Genomic DNA, 26,181 nt, shown 5'->3' with positions numbered 1-26,181 from the left:
ATACGACCCGCCTTGTAACATCTAAAAAATGTCCTCTGTCGCAAGCATCTGTGAAGTGCCAGCAGACCCTATGAGTGTACATGAATTTCTTAAGAAAAACGTATGACTTTCAATTGAATCAAAAACATAAAAAAAGCTCGCCGAAGCGAGCTTTTTGGAATTGGATATATTACAGGCTGTAGTACATATCAAATTCAACTGGGTGAGTTGTCGTGTTAAGACGACGTACATCTTCAGTTTTAAGTTCGATATATGCATCAAGCATTTCTTTAGTGAATACACCACCTTTCAACAGGAACTCATGATCCGCTTCAAGTGCAGCAATCGCCATTTCCAAGTTGTGAGCAACTGTTGGGATTTTTGCTTCTTCTTCAGGAGGAAGATCATACAAGTTCTTGTCAGCAGCTTCACCTGGGTGGATCTTGTTTTGGATACCATCAAGACCAGCCATCAACAATGCCGCAAAACCTAAGTACGGGTTCATTAATGGATCAGGGAAACGTGCTTCGATACGCTTGCCTTTAGGGCTAGAAACGTAAGGAATACGGATAGAAGCAGAACGGTTACGTGCTGAGTAAGCAAGCATAATCGGCGCTTCGTAGTGTGGAACCAAACGCTTATAAGAGTTTGTACCTGGGTTGGTAATCGCATTCAACGCACGCGCATGCTTGATTACACCACCGATGAAGAATAATGCCATTTCTGATAAACCAGCATATTCATCACCAGCAAACAAGTTCTTGCCATCTTTAGAGATTGACATGTGAACGTGCATACCAGAACCGTTATCACCCACCATTGGCTTAGGCATGAATGTTGCTGTTTTACCATATTGGTGAGCAACGTTCCAAACTGCATATTTGAACTGTTGAACTTCGTCCGCTTTACGAACCAAAGTATTGAAGCTCACACCAATTTCTAATTGGCAAGATGCAACTTCATGGTGATGTACTTCTACGCGACCAGGCCCCATGATGTCTTCGATACGTGCACACATTTCAGCACGCATGTCTTGATGAGAGTCAACTGGAGGAACTGGGAAGTAACCACCTTTAACACGTGGACGGTGACCTGAGTTACCTGCTTCATAGTCTTTACCTGTAGACCAAGCAGCTTCTTCAGCGATCAATGTGTGGCGCGCGCCAGACATATCGATGTCCCATTTTACTTCGTCGAAAACGAAGAATTCTGGTTCTGGACCAAAGAATGCTGTATCACCGATACCTGTAGATTTTAAATATTCTTCAGCACGACGAGCAATCGAACGTGGGTCACGCTCGTAACCTTGACCAGTTGAAGGCTCGATGACGTCACAAGTTACAACAACTGTAGGCTCAGCAAAGAACGGGTCAAGAAAACCTGTTTCAGCATCTGGACGTAAGATCATGTCAGAAGCTTCAATGCCTTTCCAACCAGCAATTGAAGAACCATCAAACATTTTACCGTCTTCAAATGTATCTTCATCAATGGTATCAGCTGGGTAAGTTACGTGCTGTTCTTTACCCTTAGTATCAGTAAAGCGAAAATCGACCCATTTTGCGCCACTTTCTTTGATGAGTTGAAGGACCTTGTTCGCCATGCTCATTTGCTCCAATGAAGTTTTTATGCACTTGTTAAGTGCGTGTTAGTTGTTGATGTATAATTAGCAATTATCATACCAACAATTTAAAAGCATACCTAAAACATTGAAATTCTTTGCAGAAAAAATGCTTTAGGTTCCCTGCCCTATGCCTACTATAATGTCTGCATTTAAAAATGCACCATATTTAAACATTCCTATTTTAGCGCGTCCCCAAAAAAGACATAATGAACCAAAATAGTGCAATACATATAACAAAGAACCAATGTAGTGCCAATTACGCTTTTATTATTCGCGTAAATTGGCTTTTTATATCATTCTTTTCAACATCATTCCAATCAATTCATTTAGACTTTCGATTCACTTTCAGTTTTATTTCTCAAGCCTTTCAATTACAAAAATTTATTATCGATTAGCAGCTCATTTCTACAAACAAAATTGGCCCTTTATTTAAGTGCTGAGATTTCCGAAATATTCAACATTGGCTATTTGTTTTTGCTATGATTATTCGTCTAAGAATTGTGGTCCATCATTCTCCATTCTTCTTAAAGTGAGTAACAATGTGAGCAATATCAGCACTCACTTGTTAAAACCTTAAATATAATCAATAGGTTGAATATAAAATGCTTCTAATGGTCGATAACTATGACTCATTTACTTACAACATCGTTCAATACTTTGGCGAGTTGAATCAAGAAGTAAAAGTTGTTCGTAATGATCAAGTAACATTAGAGGATATTGAGCGATGGCAGCCGAAATATCTGGTGATTGGCCCTGGTCCATGCTCTCCGAGTGAAGCAGGCATTTCCATTCCAGCCATCAATCACTTTGCTGGCAAGGTTCCTTTGCTTGGCGTTTGCCTAGGTCATCAAGCCATTGGTCAGGCTTTTGGCGGTCATATTATCCGTGCCAAAACAGTAATGCATGGGCGCCTATCTGATATGCACCACAGTGACAAAGGAATTTTTAGTAATCTGCCTTCACCTTTTGCTGCTACGCGTTATCATTCGTTGGTGATTGAGCAAGAAACCTTACCAGAATGCCTAGAAGTGACTTGTTGGACTAACCAGACAGATGGCACGATTGAAGAAATAATGGGGGTCAAACATAAAACACTGCCTGTCGAAGGCGTGCAGTTCCACCCTGAATCAATTTTAAGCCAACATGGCCATCAAATTTTCAAAAACTTCTTGGATATTTATGCTTAGATTCAAGTTCTGATTTTAATTTAAGTCCTCAGTAGCCCATTTTAATGTAATGGGCTGCTTTTATTTTGAACATATAAAAACAATATACAACTCATACATACGGGTTAAATTTCCAGCATTAAAATAAAGCAATAAGGTTTTATTTAAAAACAAATCATTCTTTTTCAATAATTAATCCACTTTTCACATGTTATAAAAAGTGAATTGAATTCCTCATTTCTTGATAAAAGGATTTCTTTTTAATTTTTTAGATTAACTATAGTCATAGGAATGATTAAGTTTCAGAGCTGCTGAATGGTAGAATCCACCCCATTGTTTTAGCACCCCCCTGAAATATCGATCAGGATAACCTATTGTGAATACCTTGGTTTTATTAAATATTATAGTTTTTGTCCTGCTACTGGCAGGCTTGTTTTTCACCTATCGAAAAGATTGGAGTCTCTCTAAAAAAGTACTCATCGGTATGGTGGTGGGTATCTTCTTTGGTTTAGGATTGAAAACGATCTATGGTGATAGTCCTGTAATCGAACATTCAATCGCATGGATTAACCTTGTCGGTAATGGTTATGTTCAACTATTACAAATGGTGATCATGCCACTGATCTTCGTTTCGATCTTAAGTGCTGTCGTGAAACTACACCAAACCACCTCTCTCGGAAAAATCAGTGTATTAGTCATTGGTATTCTGTTAATCACGACGGCGATTGCCGCACTGGTCGGTGCAGCTGTGACCAATTTATTTGGTTTATCTGCCGAAGGACTGGTACAGGGCACAAAAGAAGCCGCACGTTTAGCGACTATTCAAAGCCAATACATTGGGCAAGTCACGGATTTAGATGTCCCGAAACTCCTGCTCTCGCTATTTCCGCAGAACCCATTTGCTGATTTGACTGGCGTTCGTCCTACCGCGATTATCAGTGTTGTCATCTTCGCTGCGTTTTTGGGCGTTGCTGCGCTCAAACTCATGGATAAAGACACCGTCAACGGCGAAAGAATCCGACATGGTATTGAAGCATTACAAGCCTTAGTGATCAGTCTGGTTCGTTTAGTGATGCAATTTACCCCTTATGGTGTATTGGCACTGATGACTAAAATGGTCGCTACAGCAAATCTGGCTGACATTGTAAAATTAGGTGAGTTCCTGATTGCTTCTTACCTCGGACTTGCGATTATGTTCCTTGTCCATGCGTTGCTTTTGTTATTTGTACGTGTCAATCCAATCGACTTTTTCAAGAAAGTATTCCCTGTATTGACCTTTGCATTTACCAGTCGTTCAAGTGCTGCCAGTATTCCACTCAATATTGAAGCGCAAACCAAGCAACTCGGCGTACCAGAAGGAATTGCCAGCTTCTCTGCTTCCTTCGGTGCAACAATTGGTCAAAATGGATGTGCGGGCTTATACCCTGCCATGTTGGCGGTAATGGTTGCGCCTACTGTTGGCATCAATCCACTTGACCCCTTATGGATTGCTCAATTGGTTGTCGTCGTTACCCTCAGTTCAATCGGTGTAGCAGGTGTGGGGGGTGGTGCAACTTTTGCCGCTTTAATCGTCCTTCCTGCAATGGGCTTGCCGATTACCCTAGTAGCATTACTGATTTCAATCGAGCCTTTGATTGATATGGGACGTACTGCTTTGAACGTGAATGGTTCAATGGCCGCAGGTACAGCCACCAGTCAGTTACTGGGGGTCAGAAATCCTCAACCAGACAATGATGCTTAAACTGATACAAGCATAAAAAACACACGGTAAATTTAACATTAAAAAAGGTTTGCCGTGTGTGATATACAAATACATACTGATAAAAATTCCTGCCCACAAAATCAATAAACAACCTGTTCAAAACCTTCGAGGAATTCATTCAATATGATGCATAATGATCAAGTCAATATTGACACTGACATTGTCACCAATATGATCCATGAACAATTTCCACAATACTGCAATCTCGAAATAAAAAAACTAGATACTCAAGGAACAATGAACGCAATTTACCGTCTTGGAGATAAATTAGCTGCCAAATTTCCATTACGTTTAATTGATAACAAGCTGTGCAACGAACAGATTCTAGCTGAAGCGTCCGCAATGAAGGAAATTTCACAATGCACAACCGTACCATGTGCTCAAATGATCGGGATCGGACAGCCCAGTATAGATTTCCCAATGCATTGGATCATACAAGATTGGCTTGAAGGCGATATTGCCACACCGATTGATTTTTCATCGTCCACATCCTTGGCTCAAGATATCTCAGATCTCATCCTAAACCTGAGATCAGCACATACACATCAGCGCCGTTTTGATGGCAAAGGACGTGGTGGCAATCTGACAGACCATGATGACTGGATATCAACATGCTTAAAGAAAAGTAAAAATTTATTAGATGTTGATATGCTTCACGCTATATGGGTACGTTTGCGCCAGCTTCCTCATAGGCAACGAGATGTCATGAGTCATAAAGATTTAATTCCTGCAAATCTACTAGTTCAAAATCAGCGGCTCATTGGCCTGTTAGACTGTGGCAGTTTTGGGCCTGCGGACTCAGCTCTCGATCTGGTTGCTGCATGGCATCTATTTGACTCCCCACGACGAGAACTCATCAAAGAAAATCTTCAATCGGATGATATTGAATGGAAAAGAGGTGCTGCCTGGGCCTTCCAACAAGCACTGGGGCTGGTCTGGTACTATGAGAAAAGTAATCCAGCAATGAGTGCGTTAGGACGATCAACATTAATTCGAATTATAAATGACCCTGACATCTAAACCGCCCTTCGATATGACAGCTAAAATAAACAAGCCAACAGATTAACGCTGGCTTGTTTAGTGACTGAATCAATTACAACTTTAACTGTTGTAGGAGTGAACCGTCTTGCTTTGCCACCAAAGATTCACACAACTGGATTCGTTCCTTGGTCTGGTTTAAACCTCGTTCAACGCCCACCAACTCTTTGGTACGCGGTGCAAAGAAAGTGTTTAACTGTGTCACTTCTTGTTGTGAACATGCTGCGCCACTAAACAATGCAGGGAAACGTCCCGCAGAAGACTTGCCTAAGCGATCAAACACAGCATCGTGATTGGCTTCGAACCATGTCCACAATCCACCTTGCTCGCCGCTATAATTATTAATTGAGTTGATCACGGTACGAACTTCGCCGACTTTAACGCGTGAATCCAAAACAAGCTGACGTGCCAATGGTCGTGTTTCAGTCTGGTTGGCTGCGCCTAAAGCCGTGAGAATTGCAAGGCGCTGTGTCGGTTGTGTAATATGCTTTAATTCAGCCAATAATCGATCAAATGCAGGCTTGCCTTTGTCTTGTACACGGACTGCCAGAACGGTTGGCAATAATTCTGGTGTGAGCTGTGCAAAATTCAATTGCTTCTGAGCAAACAGTGCATCGGACTGTTTTAGAAATTGCTCACGGACTTCAGGCACTTGAATTTCTAATGCAAGGAATTGAGCCAATTCACTTCGCCACAAGCTATCTTCAGCTGATTCACCTGCTTTACCGACATAACCCAATTGCTTTAGCTTTGGCAGATATAAATTTGCTAAGACTTTTCTAAAATGCTCGCGTTCAGCTGCTGTTTTTAAGATATGGCGCTGGATCGTACTCAACTGCTGGAATAATGCAGTACTAATTTGACGACTGTCAGAAGAAGCGAATTTTTTTGCCACATCAACAACAGCCAAAACGTTAATATCACCATGATTAAATGCTGCAGAAACTGCATAAGCATAGGCCAACTGTTCAGTATTGGACAGTTTCCCTGTTGCCGCCGTTAAACGTGCCAACTCTTTTTCTGGCAAACTAAACTGGTAATAGCCTGCGGCATCGGCATTTGGAATATACCAGCTGTCTGGAGTCGCCCCTTTTAATTCAATCTTGGCTTCTGCTTGGTCGATCAGTTCACACTGAACTTTACTTGGCGCATTTGGTACTTCATAGCGTACACATAATGGGACGCCCCAGAGACTGTTGGGATCTCCTTTAGAGCCTACAGGTAGATAGCGCTTTTGCTTTACATTTAAGAAAACTTTGTTGCCCTGCTGCTCTAATGAAGTGCTCACTAAAGGCACACCAGGTTGGTCAATAAAGCTTTTTACTGCTTTAGCAAACCGCTCGCCCTGACCTGACTGTTCTGCCAATGCGCTAATTAAATCATTGGCAGTCGCACTGCCATATTGATGCTTTCTAATATAGTTGCGCACCCCTTGCTTAAATTTTTCCTCACCCAAATAGCTTTCAAACATATTTAAAACAGCTGCCCCTTTTTGATAGGTAATCCCATCAAAAGCAGTTTGAATATCAGCATTGCTTAAAATCGGCTGGCGAATACGACGTACACTAACCAGACTATCACTTTTCATCGCCCCTGCCGTATCTGCGACACGCTCCAGATCGGCATTAAATTCAGGGTGGAGTTGTTGGGTGATTTTGCTTTGCATCCACGTTGCAAAAGATTCATTCAGCCACAAATCATCCCACCACGGCATGGTCACCACATCTCCAAACCATTGGTGAGCTAATTCATGTGCATTGACATTAAATGAACTCTGCACAAAAGACACAGGAGAGTCTTTATCCAGCAGCATCAAATAATCTCTAAATGTGATCAGTCCGGGATTTTCCATTGCACCAGCAGCAAAGTCAGGCGCTGCAAGCAAATCTAGCTTGTCAAATGGATAACCAAAAGCAAAATAGTCTTCTAAGGTTTTTAAAATGGCTGGCGTTTCAGATAAGGCATGCTGCATTTTTTCAGCCTTACCATCCGGTGCGATTCCTCGCAGTTTGATTGCCTCTTTACGCCACTCAGTCGCAGCAATATCTGGGCCTGTCTGTACTTGCCAAGGGCCAACTGCCAGTGCCAATAGATAAGTCGGCAGTGGCTTGGTCGGTGCAAAACTTAAAGTTTTCCAACCTGATTTTTCAGCTTGTTCAGAGACTGGATGGGTATTGGCAAAACCTGAATATTTACTTGGAATGGTTAAACGTATTGTAAAAGGCGTTTTAAACCGTGGTTCATCGAAAGATGGAAATGACTGACGGGCACTAATCGCTTCCATCTGGGTCATGACATAAGGTTTACCTTCAAATTCGATCTTATAAATGCCATCCAGTTGCTGATCATAAGCAGCATTAAAATCAAGTACTAAACGATATTGCCCAACAGGTAAGGTCTTGGCAAACTTAATCACACTCACGCCATCGACTTCCGAAGCCTGCTCATATTTCGCTTTGGTTTTCTGTCCAGCTGCAGAGATAATACTAGCCTCTTGTACCGACAAGGATTTACCGTGAATCCACAGATGGTCGGTCGCTTGAGTAAGTTTTAAATGAATCGTGGTTTTGCCTGTATAACCTTTTTGAGCAGGATCAATTTTAAAGTCTAAATCATAAGATTCAGGCACAACCCATTCAGGTAATTTTCCAATCGGAATCTGTTCCTTGGTATTGGATGCAAAAATTTGCGTTGCTGATAAAGAAAGTAAAGTTGTAAGTAATAATGTTTTTTTTAATGAAGGTTTGACCAACATAGGAGATCTATCCTCTGTAGTTTTTAAAATAAAAGACGCAGCAAATGGTGTGCCATTCCGCTGCATCCACACATCATTTTTAGAATTTATAGTTAAACTCTAACCAAGCTTGACGGCCATAGAGAGGATAACCTGTTGCATAATAGGCCCATCCACCTGTGTAATCCAACTTATCCTTATCAAATAAATTATTTACAATAATCGAAGCCGATGCCTGAGATGAAATTTGATAAGTTCCACTCCAATTGACAACATACATCGGGTTCAACCAACCAGACTCATCGGCTTTCGGTAATTTTCCATAACGACTCAATAATACGGTCGACTCAAATGGACCGCGCTTCCAGCTCAGGCTGCTATTAAAGCGATCACGCCAATCAAGATTACTTTTATCCCAAAGTAAATCATCAGCAGGATCTTCTTTGGATTGCTGATATTTATTCTTCAGTGTGCGACTAAAATTGACGCTCCACAGGAAATTACCCCAATGATCAGTTTTCCAGCGCAATTTACTGGTCAAATCGATACCACTAGAACTGACGGAAGCGGCATTGATTGGAACAATATTAATATTGCGAATCACATTCGGGTTAACCACAGCATCTGTAGGATTACGTTCAATCCGTGCAAGTGCATCTACACATTGCGTATCATTAATATTTCTGCGTCCAGCACGACAATCAGCCTCAGTTTTAAGCAACTTGTCTGCACTGATGTTCGTCACTTGATCATCAATCTGGATATTCCAGTAATCAACCGATAAATCAAAAGTTTTAACAGGTGACCAGACAAAACCAAAACCATAAGATTTGCCGTTTTCAGGTTTTAAATCTTTGTTTCCGACTTTAATATAATCTGCGCCAGGGGAATACAATCTAAATTCACAATTACTTAATGGCTGTCCTGTTTGCTCACAGCGTAAATAATCCGTCGTACTCGAGTAATATCCTTTTTGTTTATTTAAGAATAAATAGTTCATGTCAGGGGCACGAAAGCTGGTTTGGTAATTACTGCGAAGTAATAAGGTTGGGTCTGGACGAAACTCCAGCCCTGACCCAAAAGTAAATTTATCAATACTATTATCCGAAAGCGCATAGCGATCATAACGTCCAGATAAAGTTAAATTTAATGGTTTTGCTAAAGGAAGGAACAACTCGGTTCCCAGGGCTTGATGCGAACGCGTCCCACCATATTCACCATAACTGGTTGTATTAAATTTACCCTGCTCAAAAGCTTTATCTGGTCTATTTTTAAAACCTTGCCGCCCAACTTCAGCAATTGCTGCCAATTTCGCCGTTCCCGCAGGTAACTCAAATACATCACCATTGGCAGCCAAACTCACACTTTGCACCCAAGAGCGATCTTTCTGCTCACTGCTCCCCCAAACTCTTCCGATCTCGTCTGGATTGAGAGGCTGGTTTAAACGTTTTAAATCTGGTGCGTAAATTGGAACACCATCTTTGTCTACCCCTAAACGTGAACCTAAGAAATATTCATCTATACCAGCAAGCTGATTGATCGGATTGCGTAAATTACTGGTATAAATCGAACCGTTGTATGCCGCTTCATAATTCCAGCTACTGTCAGCAATATCCCCTCGAATACCAAAATTTAAATTTGATGAAAACTCCTGCCATTTCTTATTAACTTTATTCAGGCCACCAAACTCCTCTGGTGCAAAAGCACGATTCCAGATTTCATAATTGCCTGAGTTTTGATTGAAAAAGTAGCCATTAGTTCCCAGCGAAGTCCATGTCGGTGAACGAGTATTATTCTGGATCTGATTTGCGCCAATCAGGATATCTGCAAATAATTGCGTTTTATCATTCAAGCTATAATCCAACCCCAAGTAACCGTTTTGGCTACGATTTTGGGTTTGTACAGACCAATAAGTTGAACGTACACGATCACTGGTACAACGATCACCATTTTTAGCAAAGTTATGTACGGAACTCTTGAAAAGCTGCTCATATGCTTGGCAACCATCCCCGCCAATGGGCAAATATTGTCCTGTCTCCGCATTCCGGCGTCCAACAATTGTTGTCGGTGCTTCACCTTTCTTTGTACTGGTAGACATGAAATGACGATCTGTTGCGAAAATCGGCTCACGCGCACTTAGTTCTAAACCATAAACAAGGCTCAGTTTATCTAGATTATTACTGCCACTCAGTTGTAAGCGTAGATTTTCTCCGCCTTCTTTGGTAGTACCAGCTTTGAGATTGATCTGTGTGCCATCCGTTTTCTTTTTCAGAATGATATTCACCACACCTGCAATTGCATCTGAACCATAAATTGCAGAAGCACCTCCATTTAAAATCTCAATCCGGTCAATAATTGCAGTAGGAATATTGGCCAGATTGACAAAATTAACATTGCCCTCATACGCTACAGGATAGTCCGCGACGCGATGACCATTGATTAAGGTCAAGGTATAGTTCGGTCCTAATCCACGTAGACTGATGGCATTTGCCGCAGGCGTTCGGATATTGCCAAAATCGGCGCCTTGTACAAACCCCGTGTTTTGGGCCAGATTATTTAAGGCATCAAAAGCATTGGTATAGCCTTGTTTTTCAATATCGGCAGCGGTAATCACAGTTACACTGGTTGGACCATCTTTTTGTGCTTTTGAGATACGTGAACCTGTGACCGCTACACGCACCACTTTATCCGATGTTGCCTTGCTTTGTGGCTGCTCTACATTGCTCTCAGCATAACTTTCTAATGGATGAAGGCATGCAATAAAGACAACAACAAAACAACCTTTGTTTTTAGCAGCCCCAAGATATTTCAAGTAATTTAGGTACATATTTATGAATGAATAAAATTAAGACCGACCTAATATATCCACTTTTATTTAGTTGATTTATACTCATTTTTCTAGAGATATGTATGATTAAGATATACCAAAAGGTTAAGTCCTTATCATAAAAATCAGAATAAATTAAAACCTTTTTCCAGAAATAAATTGAACTATTCAAAAATACCACATCAATGAACAAGCAAAATTTTTAAAACTATGACCGAACGACAAAAAACTTTGTTTATTTTCTGATAACATAGCTCGCAGCTAGTGAATCATGGATCACAAAAAGCCAAACCATCTACTCAGACAACTGACTTCACTCAAAATTTTAATCATTGATGCTGTAACTCATGACTATGAATATCCAACAGGCCCTTAATCACATTACCAAAAACATTCATCTTACCCAGCCTCAAATGGAAGATGTAATGCGCAGTATCATGCAAGGTGAAGCAACGGAAGCGCAAATTGGTGCACTGATGATGGGCTTACGCATGAAAGGTGAAAGTATTGATGAGATCACCGCTGCGGCACGTATCATGCGTGAGTTTGCCATCAAGATTGATGTCAGTGATATTCCGCATCTCGTCGACATCGTCGGTACAGGCGGTGATGGTCAAAACTTATTTAATGTTTCAACCGCTTCTAGCTTTGTGATTGCCGCTGCAGGTGCAACCATTGCCAAACACGGTAACCGCGGTGTGTCTAGTAAATCAGGATCTTCTGATCTACTTGAGCAAATCGGCATTCAGCTTGACCTAGATATGCAACAAACTGAACGCTGCATCCGTGAAATGGGTGTAGGTTTCCTGTTTGCGCCCAATCATCATAAAGCCATGAAATACGCTGTTGGTCCTCGTCGTGAACTAGGAATCCGCAGCATCTTCAACTTACTGGGACCATTGACCAACCCTGCTGGTGTGAACCGTTTTGTGATTGGTGTATTTTCAGATGAACTTTGCCGCCCCATTGCTGAAGTATTAAAACAGCTCGGTGCCGAGCATGTATTGGTTGTGCATTCTAAAGATGGTCTGGATGAAATCAGCCTAGCTGCACCAACCGCGGTAGCGGAACTTAAAGAAGGTGAAATTACCGAATGGACGTTGAACCCAGAAGATGTCGGTATTGCCTCTCAAACCCTCACAGGCTTAGTGGTCAATAGTTCAGAAGACAGTTTAAAGCTGATCAAAGATGCTTTGAGTCGAGATAAATCAGAGGTTGGTGAGAAAGCCGCGAATATGATTGCACTAAATGCAGGTGCAGGCATTTACGTCGCAGGCATTACCAAAACCTATAAACAAGCTGTTGAGCTGGCTCAAGATATTCTATATGGCGGACAGGCCTTAGAAAAAATGAGTATCTTGGCTGAATTTACCAAGACATTGAAACAATATCAGGCAGACTAAGGACTTCTCATGATCGATATTCAAAATACCATTTTAGGTAAAATTGTTGACCGCAAACATGAGGAGCTTACAGCACGTTTAAAACAACGTAGCTTGCATGATGTTGAACAGTGGGCTAAACAGGCCACCCCTGTTCGTGGTTTTGCCAATGCCTTACAACACAAACGTCCAGCCGTAATTGCTGAAATTAAAAAGGCTTCCCCATCTAAAGGCATCATTCGTGCAGATTTCAATCCTGCTGAAATTGCCCAACAATATCAACAAGCAGGTGCAGCTTGCTTATCGGTATTAACCGATGTGGATTTCTTCCAAGGTGCTGATGAAAATATTGCGATCGCACGTCAGCATTGTGCTCTCCCTGCTTTGCGTAAGGATTTCTTAATTGATCCTTATAATGTAGTTGAAGCACGTGCGCTGCAAGCAGACTGTATTTTATTGATCGTGGCATGTTTATCTGATCAACAACTGGAAGAAATGTCGAAGACTGCATTTGAACAGCAGCTTGATGTGTTGGTTGAAGTGCACGATGAATCTGAATTGGAACGTGCTTTACAGCTGTCAGAACAATGCATTTTGGGTGTCAACAACCGTAACCTTAAAACCTTTGAGGTCGATTTAAATACCTCATTGCGTTTAAAGAAATTATTGCCTGCTTCTCGTATCTTGGTGACTGAAAGTGGTATTGCCACCCCTGCTGATGTAGACATGATGCAAGCCAACGATATTCATACGTTCTTGGTCGGCGAAAGTTTTATGAAGCAGCCTCGTCCTGATCAGGCATTTAATGAATTGTTTGGGCAACCTGAACAGATTTAAATTTATAACTAGATATAAAGCCCAATTGTTTATGATTGGGTTTTCTCTTTAAGACATATAAAGTTTAATAAGCCTTTCAAATTTAAAGCTCAGGAGTTCATTTGATTCACATCAGTAAGGAAGATTTAGTCTTCATCTTACCGTCAACATCAATGGCGTTTGCTTCGGAATACTAGACTCTCCTACATAAATGCCTAGCTTCATTGGAGCGTTCAAATATCTACTAACAAGCCCTTTATATTTTAATAATAATTTAACAATCGAAAACTTTCGTGAAAACTTGTACCCCAATAATCAATTTATAAATTATTATCATTTAACCTTAGAGGAAACATTTGATGATTTTACAAACCATGCGGTAAGAAATAAGACATCTATTTTTTTCATATTTATTTTAAATATAAATTCCTTTTTACTTATGAAAATCTTACAGAAAATACTGTATATGCTGAATATGTACCAATTACTTCTGTGGAATTTGCCTTACAAGAATTACTAAAATATATAGATTCTCTTCCATAAGACTATCTCTTTTTTGAATTAGATAAGACTCTATTAAGTCCATCCCCTCTATAAATACAATACAGTTCAAATCATCACAAATTCAGACTATAATTTTAAACCTCTCTCGTATCTTACCTATTTTTCTAACATTATGAGTAAACATGATTCATCGCTTTCTAAAGATCAGTTTAACTTACTGAAAGCCTTTAAAAAGCAAATCTCTAACCCTCAATCCAGTGCGATTGCGAAACAGGCTGAGCTAGCGAAAACTCAAGCTGCCGCTGAAGAATTGGAAGATACAGAACTTTTTAAAAAAGCCCTGCTTGGGGTCAAACCGATCGACAATCAGAACATTGCCGATACTAAAGTGACGCGTAGCAAAAAAGTCGATGCCCAGACCTTGGCAAAACGTGCAGCGGCAGAAGGTGGAGCTGAGCAAGAGCTTACAGAAATCTCGGATACTCAAGCAATCTTAAATCCTGTTGCCAGCCAGGCTGCCTTAAGCTATCGAATTGCAACTTTACAGCACAAAGTCTTTGAAGACCTAAAAGCAGGAAAAATTCGCTGGTTCGAAGCAGTCGACTTACATGGTTGTACGGTTGAGCAAGCCCGAGCAGCAGTTCTGCAAATCATTCAAATAGCAAAAGATGAAAACCAGAACGTCATTAAAATTGTACATGGCAAAGGTCCAGAAGCCATTTTAAAAACCTATGTCAACGGTTGGCTCAGACAGCACCGTGATGTACTGGCTTTCGTCAGTGCACCTGAAAATCAAGGCGGTACAGGTGCTGTTTTAGTGCTCCTGAAACGTGCCGAAAAGAACCCGAAATACACGCAATAATCTGCATTTATATCAAAATTAAGATTTTTAATCGTTTTCTGATACAATTGCCGTTTTTGTTCAACCCACCTAAGTGAACATTGTTATGTCTATGCAGCAATCGTACGCAAATATCTTAACTGCCGTTGGTGAAGACCTAAATCGCCCGGGCTTACAAGATACACCGATGCGTGCGGCGAAAGCGTTTTCTTTTTTGACTTCAGGTTATAGTAAAACCCTTGAAGAAGTTACAAATAGCGCACTCTTCCCTTCCGATAACCATGAAATGGTATTGGTCAAAAATATCGAATTTTATTCACTCTGTGAACATCATTTACTGCCATTTTATGGTCGGGTACATATCGCCTATTTACCTGAAGGTCAGGTACTTGGTTTATCTAAATTTGCACGTATTACGGAAATGTTCGCACGACGTCTGCAAGTTCAAGAAAATTTAACCCAGCAAATTGCTGAAGCAGTAGCAAAAGTCACGCAAGCACGTGGTGTTGCTGTTGTAATTGACTCAGCGCATATGTGTATGATGATGCGTGGTGTTGGCAAGCAAGAATCAACCACACGTACCGTTTCTTTTGTTGGTGACTTTAAAACTGACAAAGATGTACGTCGTGAGTTCTTAAGCGCTGTACCTGAAAACTATTAAGTTGAGCATCAGAGATGTCATCAACCATTCAGTTAGCAGGTTTTGGCGATTTAATCGCAAATGACGCAACTATTGATTACCCTCGTCCCGATCGTCTGGTTCGAGGTAATCCTGAACGTTTAACCTATAGTTTATATGAACATCCACATATGGACTGCGGCATCTGGCAATGTGAAATTGGCGCTTGGAATATTCAATTTGCAGACAATAAACAAGAGTTTTTTCAAGTCATTGAAGGCACTGTCCGTATCCATGATGCGAAAAGCAATTCATTTATTGAAGTGAGTGCTGGCAATGCCGGAATTATTCCACCGGCATTTGTGGGTACATTTGAAGTTATTGAAAAAGTTAAAAAATACTATGTGATTGTTGAGGTTTGATCCTTATAAATTCTAGTGATCAAGCCTCGTTTAGACTTAAAAAAAACGGACATAGCCCAATCCCACCTTATTCCAGTCTTTATGATCTTGCTGTTCAAAATCCCACTTTAAGCGCAAGGCATGATTGCTATTTAAGCTATATTGAAGCTGTGTACCCACTCTTAGATTCCATTGACTCAGGTCTTGCCAATACGGCAGTTCAACTTGTACCACGCTATTGATATTGTCTGACCACTGATTCATACATCCTAAAGTTGGTCCTGCCCCAACACGCCAGCCCTTATCCAAAGCCTTTCCGCCTTGAATATGGCTTTGTAGCTGCGCATAACACAAATGTCGACGATCATAATCGGCCATGCTATAGCCCACTTGCATGTTCAGATTCATCACCCCATGTTGGGCATCTTCACTAAACTGCCCATTTTCAATGGCTTCCTGCTTCCAGCCCAAATTAAAACCCCACGTTAATGGTGATTTAAACGGTTGAATGGGGTTATAGGAGTTGACCGATAAAAGATCTAAATGTTCGAGCTTGAGTTTGTCATCACGGTATTGCAGATTGCCGTCTAAAAATAATAATTGTGCACCTGTACGATAGCCACCTTGCGGATCAATCAAGTCATGATAGGCTTGACGATGCCCAAGTTCAATAAACTTTTGTCCTTGTACCTCGCCCACATTCACCGAAACATTGCGTGCATGATGACCTTCCACAGGTTGTTTTTTTGGACGTATCGGTTCTTGGCGCTGCTTATCAATATCAATTTGACTACGCTGTGCAAGTAACTGCCGTAATTGCGGCTGGGCAAAATCAGCATCAATCTGTTGACTGATATATTGCAGATATAAATCATCATAGGCCATTTCTAAAATCTTGGCCTGATCTTGTGGCTGATAGGTGTTTAAAATGGGTTGAATTTGATCAATCTTGGTAAACGCAACTTGATGAGCAACCTTGGCCAAAGGCGTACCATGTTGTTTGGCTTGTGCAAGCAATTGTGTTTCGAGTGCAGGGCGATAAACCACTTCCTTGACCAAATTCTGTTGATCAACTACTTTCAGGGTTTCAATTGGAATGGCGGCATAATTGAACTGCTGTTTTAGGTTTAAATTAGGACGAACCAAGTCAATCAAACCCAATAAACGATAAGCACAGTTATCGCTGACAAAATAATAAGGGAAACTCACATGCTGCATTTCCCAAATATGTTCAACCAAAAAGCGGGTTTCTTCTGGTGTTAAATTGAGTTCATATTCCCATAAATCACGGCTTTCAAAATCACCATATTCTTTTACTTTGCGATAGTACGGCATCAGGGAGTATTCACCAGGATACTGCCCTGTCAAACCTTTCCACGCATAAGACCAGTTATCCTCGCCTCTGACTGTGGCCGCATAATTTACCGCATAGGACACCAAGTTTAATTGCTTCTGATCTTTAGGGTCTAAACGCAATAAAGTATGCCCAAACATCGAACTTGGATTACCCATAAAATCTGTGGCATAGATCAAAGTGGCTTTATGTGGCTTGATTTGATTGATCCAGTCCTCAAATTCATTGCAGTTGGCTGGAGGAAGTTGTTGAGCCTCGATATTCAGCTGTTGCATCAGCCAACGGCTACGGGCTGGAAATTTACAACGAATGGATTGGTTATCTGCCGTCTCAAGAAATAAGGCTTGAATATCAGCGTGTAATTCGTGCTTTAAATTGGTTCTACCATCTTTTGCATAAAAATAGCCGCTGTAAGCAACTTCACTGTTTTGCTTGTTGTCGGCATACATCAAGCGTAGCCAAGTGGTCTGCTGATCTAATTGTTTTTGATTGGCCAGATTCAAATAAGTCTGAACATCAGATTCACCCGCTGCATGGACAAAGTGAGACAACAACGATGCAAACGCAAAAGTAGCTAATTTCATTCAATCGTAATTTTTAAAATAATCAGAATCATTATAAGAAAACCCTGCCATCAAGACAGGGTTTTATCGTGCCGCAATTAAACGTATGCTTTGAGCACAGCGTCTTTTGCCATCACACTTTGTAAAGCATCTAAAACTTGTAGTGAGTTGGTATTTTTACTTGAATAAATTTCAGCAAAGTTTGCTTTAGACACAGCAAAGAAACGTGCTTTGTCATTGGCTTTAATTTGCATTAATTCAGCAAGAACATTTAAGCTTTCACCTTGACCCACCGCCATATCACGCGCTAAAGACTCAGCATTTTCATTGGTGAAGGTCACGACTTGAGCGGTAACAGTACCACCTTGACGGCATCCTAAAGTACCAAATGTAATACCTAGTAATTGGTTAGTAAAGATACCATTGGTTGTTGCAGCAAGAATTTTAGGACCAACGCCTTTTTTACCCGCCCAAACTTGTGTACCCACACCACAACCGACATCATTGTCAGCCATTGCAACAGTTGAACCAGCAGCTAACAAAGCAGCTAATGCAATTTTTTTTAACATAGGAACGATCTCCAGCAAGAATTATATTTCGCTATTCTTATCACTATTGTATTGTGTAATCCTTTTTACACATGAATTAAAATAGCGAGCTTAACTTGTTTTAGCAAACAAATTTTGAAATATATCTGAAATATTCATAACAAAAAATTAGACAACGTCTCTTAAAAGAACCTCAACCGACTTAATTTAACTTCCAAGACCCATTTTTATCTCTCGTACCCAAGATTTTTAATACCAAAACCAGACTGAGTAATAATAATAGATACCATGACCCCAACTTGCCCCAGCCTACTATATGCCATGCGTCCACTTGGCTTGGATACAGCCAAATTTTATAAAAGGTACTAATATTTTCAGCAATCCAGATCAGGAAAGCGAGCACAAGTAAAACGGGTAACATCGGGATTTTAAAATGACGTTGCTCAAGTTGAAAAGACAGCTTGGTTTTCCAGAAAATCAACACGCTCCAAATAAATAATCCAACACGAATATCTGGAATAAAGAATTTGGTCATAAAGTTAAGATACGACAATACAGCCAAGCCTAGCATATTACCGAAACTGGGAAGCTTTTCGAAAGAGACATGATAAAGTCGTAAAGAACGGGCAAAAAAACTACCAACCGCTGAATACATAAAACCAGCAAACAAAGGCACAGTGAGTATCTTGAAAACAGCTGGCTGAGGATATTGCCACGATGCGATAGCGGGATGTGTCAAAAAGATTTCCATGCCCATTGCCATGATATGGAATAATGCAATCACCTTCGCTTCTGCCCATGACTCCAGTTTTAAGTAAATCAAACAGGCCTGAATGATTAGCGCGTAAAACAGTAAATAGTCATAACGAAAAAAACCATAATATTCATGGCTTCCCATCGGTGCACTAATTGCAAATGCAATTAAAAGCAACAATCCAAATAAGGCAGCCGAAGCTGCCTTAGTGATAAAATTAAGGGGTAAAACAATCAACTGCACGAAACTGATCCTAACGTGTTAGACCTTAAAGTATGGTTTAAATATCAGCCTAAATATTTGGCACTGTATTCATGTACAGTATCAACAAAAATCTTTGGCTGTGCAGGATCAACCCATTGGGTAATACCGTGACCTAAATTTGCGATATAACCCGTTTTTTCACCGTTGGCATAGGCATCATCCAGCATTGCTTTGACTGATTTTTCAATTGAAGCAGCTGAGCCATAAAGCACGGCAGGGTCTAAATTACCTTGTAAGGCCGCGCGACCAGCAATCACATCACGTGCAGTATAAAGTGGTGTGGTCCAATCCAAACCAAATGCATCTGCACCTGTCGTCAGCATGGTCTCTAACCATTGCCCACCGCCTTTGGTGAAAACAATAATTGGAATACGACGACCATCTTTCTCGCGTTGGAGACCTGCAATAATCTTGGTCATATAGTTCAATGAGAATTCAACATATTCTCTATGCGCCAATGCCCCCCCCCAACTGTCAAAGATCTGGATGGCTTGTGCACCCGCATCAATTTGTGCATTCAAATAATCAATCACTGAATCAGCCAAATGATCTAGCAAAGCATGTAATACTTCTGGCTGTGCATACATCATGTTTTTGGTAAAACGGAATTCTTTGCTTGAACCACCTTCAATCATATAGGTTGCTAAAGTCCACGGACTTCCCGAAAAACCAATTAATGGCACTTGTCCATTTAGCGCAGAACGAATGGTCGAAACTGCATTCATCACATAAGCTAAATCAGACTTAGCATTGAGCTTTGGTAAATTCGCCACATCCTGTTCAGTACGCACTGTTTTATGAAATTTTGGCCCTTCACCTGTTTCAAAATATAGGCCTAAACCCAATGCATCGGGTACAGTCAAAATATCTGAAAATAAAATCGCAGCATCCAGTTCATAACGGCGCAATGGTTGCAACGTCACTTCACACGCAAATTCGGTATTCTTACATAAAGATAGAAAGTCTCCTGCCTGCGCACGAGTTTCACGATATTCTGGTAAATAACGCCCTGCTTGACGCATCATCCATACAGGTGTGGTGTCTACAGGTTCACGTAATAAAGCTCGTAAAAAACGATCATTTTTCAACGGTGTCATTACCAATCTCTAAATTCTTTCATGTAGAGCGCATCATAACAAAGTTATTCAGGAATTTATAACCGCAATGCCTCACAAAAGCCCTCCCTTCAAATAAATTTCGCTTTTACACAAAACTGCTACTGCAAGCCGTATTATTTTCTGTAATACTTGCAATATCTTATATCTCAATATGAATAATTCTTAAGGTTGAATTACATGTTTGTTCGCTCATTACTCGCTATGAGTTTAAGTTGTATTCTTACTAATGTTGCTTTTGCTGCGCCAACAACTGAGCAACCATTGAATCCCAAAAAAGTCGCAGGTTCAGTACAAGATCCTATTGATCCTTTAGCTATTGACCGTTCCACTTCTGCTGTTGCTGCTGATCCAGCCTCTAGCGTTGCTGCGCCAGCAACATCTGATCCTCAAGTGAATACAGGTGCTGCATCCGTCGTCTCTCAAAAATTAGAAAATACACCAGATACAGCAGCGGCTGCGCCTGCCGCTAAAGTTTCATGGACATTGGACAGCATCAATAATGCTGAATGGCCTGAAACTTTACCCAAAGGACAGCTTCCAGCCTATGCACGCGCTCATGTGATGCTGAATAACGCGCATGCTTCACCAGGTGCAATTGATGGTTCAAATGGTAAAAATACTTTAAAAGCCATTGCATCATTCCAGCAAATGAATGGTTTAACGCCAACAGGTCAACTGACTAAAGAAACATGGGATGCCTTGGTTGCGAAGCAAACCAAACCGGCTTATGTTGAATACACCCTCACCGATGCTGACTTTAAAGGCCCGTATGCGGATTCAATCCCGTCAGACTACGCCTTACAAGCAAAAATGAAAGGTTTGTATTACACCCGCGTAACAGAAATGTTAGGTGAAAAATTCCATATGGATGAAAATTTCTTAAAGAAACTGAATCCAACGGCAACCTTTAAAAAACCTGGCGAGAAAATCATTGTTGCCAATGTCCGCAATGATTTACCAGAAGATATTCATTTGATCGTTGCGCACAAAGGTGCAAGACAGCTGTATTTATTCAACAGCCGTAACCAGATGATTGCTTCTTTTCCTGCAACAATTGGTAGTTCTGACACGCCTTCTCCAACGGGTACCTATAAAGTAGTCGGTGTTGCTCGCAACCCGTACTATAGCTACTCACCATCGAACTTTGTACAAGGTAAGAACCTTAAACCACTCACTTTACCACCTGGTCCTAACGCGCCAGTGGGGAATATCTGGATTGGTTTAAGCAAGAAATCATTTGGTATTCATGGTACACCAAACCCATCGTTGATCTCTAAAACTGCATCACATGGTTGTATCCGTTTAACCAACTGGGATGCCAATGATTTAGGTAATAAAGTACGCTCAGGTGTGACTGTAAAATTCCTGGAATAATGTAAAAATTATTTGATAAAGACCGAAGATCAACATCGATCTTCGGTTTTTTTATCGCTTAAATATTTTGCTCTATGTTGGGTAGAGGCTGATAATAAATCTGATTGCGGCCTAATTGCTTCGCACGATATAAGGCTTTATCTGCTTTATCAATCAAAAGCTCCTGACTAATTTTTGGATTGCCATTAAAAACAGTTATCCCCAAGCTAATGGTCACATGATTTGCGACTAAGGATTTTTCATGAGGAATCATTAAACGGTCAATTGCTCGATAAATATTGGTTGCTACAGCATAAGCTCCTTGAGCTGAAGTCTCTGGCAACAAGACCACAAACTCCTCTCCACCATATCGTGCAATAAAATCCATATGCCGAATTGAACTTTTGATGCTTTTCGCGATAGCCGAGATCACCTGGTCACCCATTTGATGCCCATAAAAATCATTGTAATTTTTGAAAAAATCAATATCGATAAAGAGTACCGATAATGATTTGCGCTCCCTACAAGATAAATCATAATAATAGCGGCACATTTCTTCAAAAGTACGTCGATTTGATACATCTGTAAGTTCATCATGCTGACTCAAATGTAACAACTCAGAGGCCTGAATCCGCAAAATCTGTTCATCAATCTCTGATATTTTCGACTTTATAAATATTTTTCTTTCTTTAGAGGTTAACATCACACTAATCGAAAAACCGAGCAGTAAACTTCCAATCAGCGTCCGCCCAATCATTAAAAAGTCACTTGTATGATTAAGTAAATATAAAATAAACAAGATAGAAACTGCAGCAAATGAGCCAATCCACAACATATGTAATGGTCGAATTCCACTCAGAATAAATCCCAACATATATAAAAAGGCAATTAAAACCATCGCCTGATTCTGCAATACCAGATTGGAAACACTCATCATCAGCACTGAGGTCAATACAATAGTTAAGAAAACAATCAGGCAGGCTGTCGGATAAAATAAATTACTCAGCCTCTTAAATCTTGAAAAGACCCAAAATAAGAAAAGTGCAATACCAACAACCATTAAACTCAAAATACTGTAGATAAAATCGAGAACAAAATGCTCACTGGCACGTATGACAATAAAATTAGAGGGTAGAATCAGCAGAACAAAAACAGTATAGGTAATCACTCCCTGCCCAAAAAACTGAATTGCATTGAGGCGGGTTCGATCAACATTAAAGGTCCAAAATTCATTTTCTAATTGTTGAGGTAAAGTTTGATGAGAACTTTTTGACTTGGAATGTTGGGCAACAAGGGGACTGTTCTAAATTTTGTGTAAGTACTTAATTTTCATTTATCCTTCAGAGGATAATTACAAAAGGTACTTCACATGGATGAAGCAACAATCAAAAGTATGGCTGCCGAATTGGCTAAAGGTCTAAAAACACCAGAAGACTTAAACCAAATGACAGCAGTCTTTAAAAAATTCATGATTGAAACTGCACTCAATACTGAACTTTCAGACCATCTCGGTTATGAAAAGCATCAGTCCAGGAAAGGCTCAAATAGCCGTAATGGGTTTAGTTCTAAAACCATTACAACTCAAGATGGACAACTGGCTTTAGATATTCCCCGTGATCGAGAAGGTTCATTTGAGCCACAAATTATCAAAAAGCACCAAACACGCATCACCAGTATGGATGACCAAATCCTCTCACTGTATGCAAAAGGAATGACTAATAGGGAAATTGTAGCCTTCTTCAAAGAAATGTACGATGCCGATGTCTCAGCATCTCTCATCAGCAAAGTTACCGATGCTGTGATTGAGCAAGTGACTGAGTGGCAAAATAGAGCCTTAGATAGCCTTTATCCTGTTGTCTATCTTGACTGTATTGTTGTCAAAGTCCGTCAGCACTCCAATGTGATTAACAAGTCCGTATACCTTGCTTTAGGCATCAATATGGATGGACAAAAAGAATTACTGGGTATGTGGATTGCTCAGACAGAAGGTGCCAAATTCTGGCTGTCAGTCATGACAGAGCTAAAAATCGAGGAGTACAGGATATTCTTGTTGCCTGTGTAGATGGATTAAAAGGCTTTCCTGACGCGATAGCCTCCGTTTACCCTCATACTGATATTCAACTGTGTATCGTGCATGTTGTACGCAATAGCCTGAGATTTGTAAGCTGGAAAGACTACAAGGCTGTTACCTCGGGTCTGAAAGCGATTTATCAGGCAAGTACAGAGGAAAATGCTTTAAAGTCCCTAGACATCTTCTGTGATCAATGGAATCACCAGTATCCCAAAATTGGAGAATCCTGGCGGGCCAATTGGGAAAATATCCGAACGATCTTTAGCTATCCAGCCGAAATACGTCATGCAATTTATACAACAAATGCGATTGAGTCGTTGAATAGCGTAATACGCCATTCAACGAAGAAGAGGAAAATCTTTTCATCTGATGACTCAGTAAAGAAGGTCATTTACTTAGCAACATCAAATGCTGCGAAGAAATGGACGATGCCAATTCAAAATTGGCGTTTAGCAATGAATTGGTTTACGATTCAGTTCGATGATCGATTAAAAGATCATTTATAAAAAATGGAACTTACACAAAATAATTTACAGGCTCGGCAACAAGCTGCTCTAGGTCTTCTTTTGCCCTCTGCAACTGATCAAGATCATAGCCATTGTCCATCCCATACACTCTTTTTATACTGCACTATTTTTGTGCCGCATAAAAAATAACATAAATTCTCATTTTGTCATGTGCTTTGCTTAACCACTTATCCGTAATTGTAGTTACCATTTTCACACTTTATGCATTATTATTTGTATTATTTTTAAGTTTGAAGTAGACCTTGAATACTCTTACACTTTTGCAACCAGATGATTGGCACGCACACCTGCGTGATGGTTTAGCTTTAAAACGTACTGTCCCTGATTTAGCCAAACAATTTGCACGCGCAATTTGTATGCCCAATCTTGTTCCACCCGTCAAAACTGTAGATGAAGCTTTAGCCTATCGTGAGCGTATTCTTGCCCATGTCCCAGAAGGGCTTCATTTTGACCCGCGTATGGTGCTTTATTTTACCGATCACACTTCTCCGGATGAAGTGCGTAAAATTAAAGAGTCTGAATTTGTCAATGCCATCAAGCTTTATCCTGCGGGTGCAACCACTAACTCAGATAATGGCGTTAGTGATATTCGTAAAGTGTACGCTGTGATCGAACAACTGGAAGAACATCAAGTTCCGCTATTGCTTCATGGTGAAGTCACGCATAATCATGTCGACATTTTTGATCGTGAAAAAAGATTCCTAGATGAAGTACTGTCACCGTTACTGAAGCAGTTCCCACAATTAAAAGTCGTACTAGAACACATTACAACAAGTGATGCGGCAAATTTTGTACTGGAACAAGATCGTAATGTTGCAGCAACCATTACCCCTCAACATTTATTATTCAACCGCAATGATATGTTAGTGGGTGGCGTCAAACCACATTTCTATTGCTTGCCAATTTTAAAACGTCAAACGCATCAAACCACCTTGCTGGAAGTGGCAACTAGCGGCAATCCAAAATTCTTCTTAGGTACAGATAGTGCTCCACATGCGCAAAATGCCAAAGAGAATGCCTGTGGTTGTGCAGGCTGCTATAGCGCACCTAATGCCATTGAGCTTTATGCACAGGCATTTGACCAAGTCGGTAAACTAGAACGTCTGGAAGGTTTTGCCAGCATGTTTGGTGCTGATTTCTATGGCCTACCACGCAATACTTCAACCATTACGCTCGTCAAAGAAGACATTACCGTCGCTGAATCTTTTGATTACCTAGAAGATCAGAAAATTATCCCACTTCATGCAGGTAAAACACTGCAATGGAGAAAAGTGTGACCCAAGAAGAAAATAAAGCGCCTGTGATCGGACAGCGTTTTCGTGGATTTTTACCTGTTGTCGTCGATGTAGAAACTGCAGGTTTTAATTCGCAAACCGACGCCCTACTTGAAATTGCCTGTATCCCGATTGTCTATGATGAACAAGGACAGTTTGTCCCAGGTCCATCATTTCAAGCACATATCAATCCATTTGAAGGTGCAAATCTTGATCGTCGTTCACTCGATTTTATTGGGATTGACCCATTCAACCCAATGCGTGTTGCAATGGCTGAAGATGAGCGCAGCGCTTTGCGTCGTATTTTCAAATCATTGAATGAAGTGCGTAAAGCCCAGCATTGTACTCATGCTGTCTTAGTGGGTCACAATGCACACTTTGATTTAGGTTTCCTGCAAGCTGCAATTGCACGCTCTGGCACCAAAAATCAAAACCCGTTTCACAGTTTCTCTGTCTTTGATACCGTGACCTTAAGTGCGGTCATGTTTGGGCAAACCGTGTTGGCACGTGCTTGTATTCAGGCTGGAATCGAGTTTGATGGTAAGGAAGCGCATTCTGCTTTGTATGATACGCAGAAAACGGCTGAACTGTTTTGCTATATTTTGAACAAACTGTCTCCTCACCTTCTTGACAGTTTGGTGACAGAACCCTAATATACACCCACC

Annotated in this window: 18 protein-coding genes and 2 pseudogenes; 12 read left to right on the top strand and 8 right to left on the bottom strand. The window is 40.6% G+C overall.

All coding sequences use genetic code 11. The annotated features are described in order from the left end of the window. Nucleotides 1-169 precede the first annotated feature (169 nt). Entirely contained in the window at nt 170-1,585 is a 1,416-nt protein-coding gene (gene glnA / locus NQU59_RS09010) for a type I glutamate--ammonia ligase (RefSeq protein ID WP_171057879.1), read from the bottom strand. A 617-nt stretch (nt 1,586-2,202) separates the two neighbouring features. Here glnA and NQU59_RS09005 point away from each other — a divergent pair. The 3 genes from NQU59_RS09005 (at nt 2,203) to NQU59_RS08995 (ending at nt 5,548) form a co-directional block, all read left to right on the top strand. Beyond that, nucleotides 2,203-2,787, top strand: coding sequence for an aminodeoxychorismate/anthranilate synthase component II (locus NQU59_RS09005; RefSeq protein ID WP_005243249.1), 585 nt, complete (start codon nt 2,203-2,205; stop codon nt 2,785-2,787). Nucleotides 2,788-3,142: 355 nt separating this feature from the next. Next, nucleotides 3,143-4,507 carry an L-cystine transporter gene (locus NQU59_RS09000; protein WP_005243250.1) on the top strand — a complete coding sequence of 455 codons (1,365 nt, stop codon included), beginning with the start codon at nt 3,143-3,145 and terminating at the stop codon, nt 4,505-4,507. Nucleotides 4,508-4,651: 144 nt separating this feature from the next. Continuing rightward, complete coding sequence (locus NQU59_RS08995; RefSeq protein WP_005243252.1) at nt 4,652-5,548, top strand: phosphotransferase; 897 nt, start codon at nt 4,652-4,654, stop codon at nt 5,546-5,548. A 73-nt stretch (nt 5,549-5,621) separates the two neighbouring features. Here NQU59_RS08995 and NQU59_RS08990 read toward each other — a convergent pair whose 3' ends face one another. Together NQU59_RS08990 and NQU59_RS08985 are read right to left on the bottom strand one after the other, a co-directional pair. Then, nucleotides 5,622-8,393, bottom strand: a complete 2,772-nt coding sequence (locus NQU59_RS08990; protein WP_257066016.1) for a M1 family metallopeptidase — start codon at nt 8,391-8,393, stop codon at nt 5,622-5,624. 7 nt (nt 8,394-8,400) lie between these two features. Continuing rightward, entirely contained in the window at nt 8,401-11,127 is a 2,727-nt protein-coding gene (locus NQU59_RS08985) for a TonB-dependent receptor plug domain-containing protein (protein ID WP_257066014.1), read from the bottom strand. A gap of 353 nt (nt 11,128-11,480) precedes the next feature. On the opposite strand from NQU59_RS08985, the gene trpD reads away from it, so the two are divergent. From trpD to NQU59_RS08960, 5 genes are all read left to right on the top strand, one after another. Beyond that, the gene (trpD, locus tag NQU59_RS08980) at nt 11,481-12,530 is read left to right on the top strand and encodes an anthranilate phosphoribosyltransferase (RefSeq protein ID WP_010590093.1); all 1,050 of its coding nucleotides are present in this window, start codon (nt 11,481-11,483) and stop codon (nt 12,528-12,530) included. 9 nt (nt 12,531-12,539) lie between these two features. Then, on the top strand, nt 12,540-13,346 hold the full coding sequence (trpC, locus tag NQU59_RS08975; RefSeq protein WP_257066013.1) for an indole-3-glycerol phosphate synthase TrpC: 807 nt from the start codon (nt 12,540-12,542) through the stop codon (nt 13,344-13,346). Between the two features lie 655 nt (nt 13,347-14,001). Beyond that, nucleotides 14,002-14,691, top strand: coding sequence for a Smr/MutS family protein (locus NQU59_RS08970; protein ID WP_257066012.1), 690 nt, complete (start codon nt 14,002-14,004; stop codon nt 14,689-14,691). Between the two features lie 91 nt (nt 14,692-14,782). Further along, nucleotides 14,783-15,331, top strand: a complete 549-nt coding sequence (folE, locus tag NQU59_RS08965) for a GTP cyclohydrolase I FolE (RefSeq protein WP_171057872.1) — start codon at nt 14,783-14,785, stop codon at nt 15,329-15,331. Between the two features lie 14 nt (nt 15,332-15,345). Beyond that, on the top strand, nt 15,346-15,711 hold the full coding sequence (locus NQU59_RS08960) for a cupin domain-containing protein (protein WP_257066010.1): 366 nt from the start codon (nt 15,346-15,348) through the stop codon (nt 15,709-15,711). Between the two features lie 36 nt (nt 15,712-15,747). On the opposite strand, the gene NQU59_RS08955 is transcribed toward NQU59_RS08960, so the two are convergent. From NQU59_RS08955 to hemE, 4 genes are all read right to left on the bottom strand, one after another. Then, nucleotides 15,748-17,628: an Lnb N-terminal periplasmic domain-containing protein gene (locus tag NQU59_RS08955; RefSeq protein WP_257066008.1), complete on the bottom strand. Its 1,881-nt coding sequence runs from the start codon at nt 17,626-17,628 to the stop codon at nt 15,748-15,750. Between the two features lie 77 nt (nt 17,629-17,705). After that, nucleotides 17,706-18,176 (bottom strand): DUF3015 family protein, encoded by a 471-nt coding sequence (locus tag NQU59_RS08950; RefSeq protein ID WP_005243262.1) that lies wholly within the window; start codon nt 18,174-18,176, stop codon nt 17,706-17,708. Nucleotides 18,177-18,357: 181 nt separating this feature from the next. Then, on the bottom strand, nt 18,358-19,152 hold the full coding sequence (locus NQU59_RS08945) for a DUF817 domain-containing protein (protein WP_005243263.1): 795 nt from the start codon (nt 19,150-19,152) through the stop codon (nt 18,358-18,360). 44 nt (nt 19,153-19,196) lie between these two features. Then, nucleotides 19,197-20,270, bottom strand: coding sequence for a uroporphyrinogen decarboxylase (hemE, locus tag NQU59_RS08940; RefSeq protein WP_005243265.1), 1,074 nt, complete (start codon nt 20,268-20,270; stop codon nt 19,197-19,199). Between the two features lie 198 nt (nt 20,271-20,468). Here hemE and NQU59_RS08935 point away from each other — a divergent pair, with 198 nt between their 5' ends. Further along, the gene (locus NQU59_RS08935) at nt 20,469-21,665 is read left to right on the top strand and encodes a L,D-transpeptidase family protein (protein WP_005243266.1); all 1,197 of its coding nucleotides are present in this window, start codon (nt 20,469-20,471) and stop codon (nt 21,663-21,665) included. A 58-nt stretch (nt 21,666-21,723) separates the two neighbouring features. On the opposite strand, the pseudogene NQU59_RS08930 reads toward NQU59_RS08935, so the two are convergent. After that, nucleotides 21,724-22,938, bottom strand: a pseudogene (locus NQU59_RS08930) (GGDEF domain-containing protein); the annotation flags it as partial. 75 nt (nt 22,939-23,013) lie between these two features. On the opposite strand from NQU59_RS08930, the pseudogene NQU59_RS08925 reads away from it, so the two are divergent. The 3 genes and pseudogenes from NQU59_RS08925 (at nt 23,014) to rnt (ending at nt 26,169) form a co-directional block, all read left to right on the top strand. Then, nucleotides 23,014-24,221 (top strand): annotated as a pseudogene (locus NQU59_RS08925) (IS256-like element ISAba26 family transposase). Nucleotides 24,222-24,484: 263 nt separating this feature from the next. Continuing rightward, on the top strand, nt 24,485-25,519 hold the full coding sequence (gene pyrC, locus NQU59_RS08920; RefSeq protein ID WP_005272410.1) for a dihydroorotase: 1,035 nt from the start codon (nt 24,485-24,487) through the stop codon (nt 25,517-25,519). Then, on the top strand, nt 25,504-26,169 hold the full coding sequence (rnt, locus tag NQU59_RS08915; RefSeq protein WP_005243269.1) for a ribonuclease T: 666 nt from the start codon (nt 25,504-25,506) through the stop codon (nt 26,167-26,169). Before pyrC ends, rnt begins: the two co-directional genes overlap by 16 nt. Nucleotides 26,170-26,181 lie beyond the last annotated feature (12 nt).

Origin of the sequence: Acinetobacter colistiniresistens (genome assembly GCF_024582815.1) — a bacterium.
Lineage (GTDB): Bacteria > Pseudomonadota > Gammaproteobacteria > Pseudomonadales > Moraxellaceae > Acinetobacter.
This window is presented reverse-complemented; position numbering and strand designations above follow the sequence as displayed.

Coding starts and splice junctions, on each gene's coding strand:
- NQU59_RS08995 (WP_005243252.1), top strand. CDS start 4,652: ATGATGCATAATGATCAAGTCAATATTGACACTGACATTGTCACCAAT.
- hemE (WP_005243265.1), bottom strand. CDS start 20,270: ATGACACCGTTGAAAAATGATCGTTTTTTACGAGCTTTATTACGTGAA.
- NQU59_RS08960 (WP_257066010.1), top strand. CDS start 15,346: ATGTCATCAACCATTCAGTTAGCAGGTTTTGGCGATTTAATCGCAAAT.
- NQU59_RS08935 (WP_005243266.1), top strand. CDS start 20,469: ATGTTTGTTCGCTCATTACTCGCTATGAGTTTAAGTTGTATTCTTACT.
- glnA (WP_171057879.1), bottom strand. CDS start 1,585: ATGAGCATGGCGAACAAGGTCCTTCAACTCATCAAAGAAAGTGGCGCA.
- NQU59_RS08955 (WP_257066008.1), bottom strand. CDS start 17,628: ATGAAATTAGCTACTTTTGCGTTTGCATCGTTGTTGTCTCACTTTGTC.
- rnt (WP_005243269.1), top strand. CDS start 25,504: ATGGAGAAAAGTGTGACCCAAGAAGAAAATAAAGCGCCTGTGATCGGA.
- folE (WP_171057872.1), top strand. CDS start 14,783: ATGCAGCAATCGTACGCAAATATCTTAACTGCCGTTGGTGAAGACCTA.
- NQU59_RS08970 (WP_257066012.1), top strand. CDS start 14,002: ATGAGTAAACATGATTCATCGCTTTCTAAAGATCAGTTTAACTTACTG.
- NQU59_RS09005 (WP_005243249.1), top strand. CDS start 2,203: ATGCTTCTAATGGTCGATAACTATGACTCATTTACTTACAACATCGTT.
- trpC (WP_257066013.1), top strand. CDS start 12,540: ATGATCGATATTCAAAATACCATTTTAGGTAAAATTGTTGACCGCAAA.
- trpD (WP_010590093.1), top strand. CDS start 11,481: ATGAATATCCAACAGGCCCTTAATCACATTACCAAAAACATTCATCTT.
- NQU59_RS08950 (WP_005243262.1), bottom strand. CDS start 18,176: ATGTTAAAAAAAATTGCATTAGCTGCTTTGTTAGCTGCTGGTTCAACT.
- NQU59_RS08985 (WP_257066014.1), bottom strand. CDS start 11,127: ATGTACCTAAATTACTTGAAATATCTTGGGGCTGCTAAAAACAAAGGT.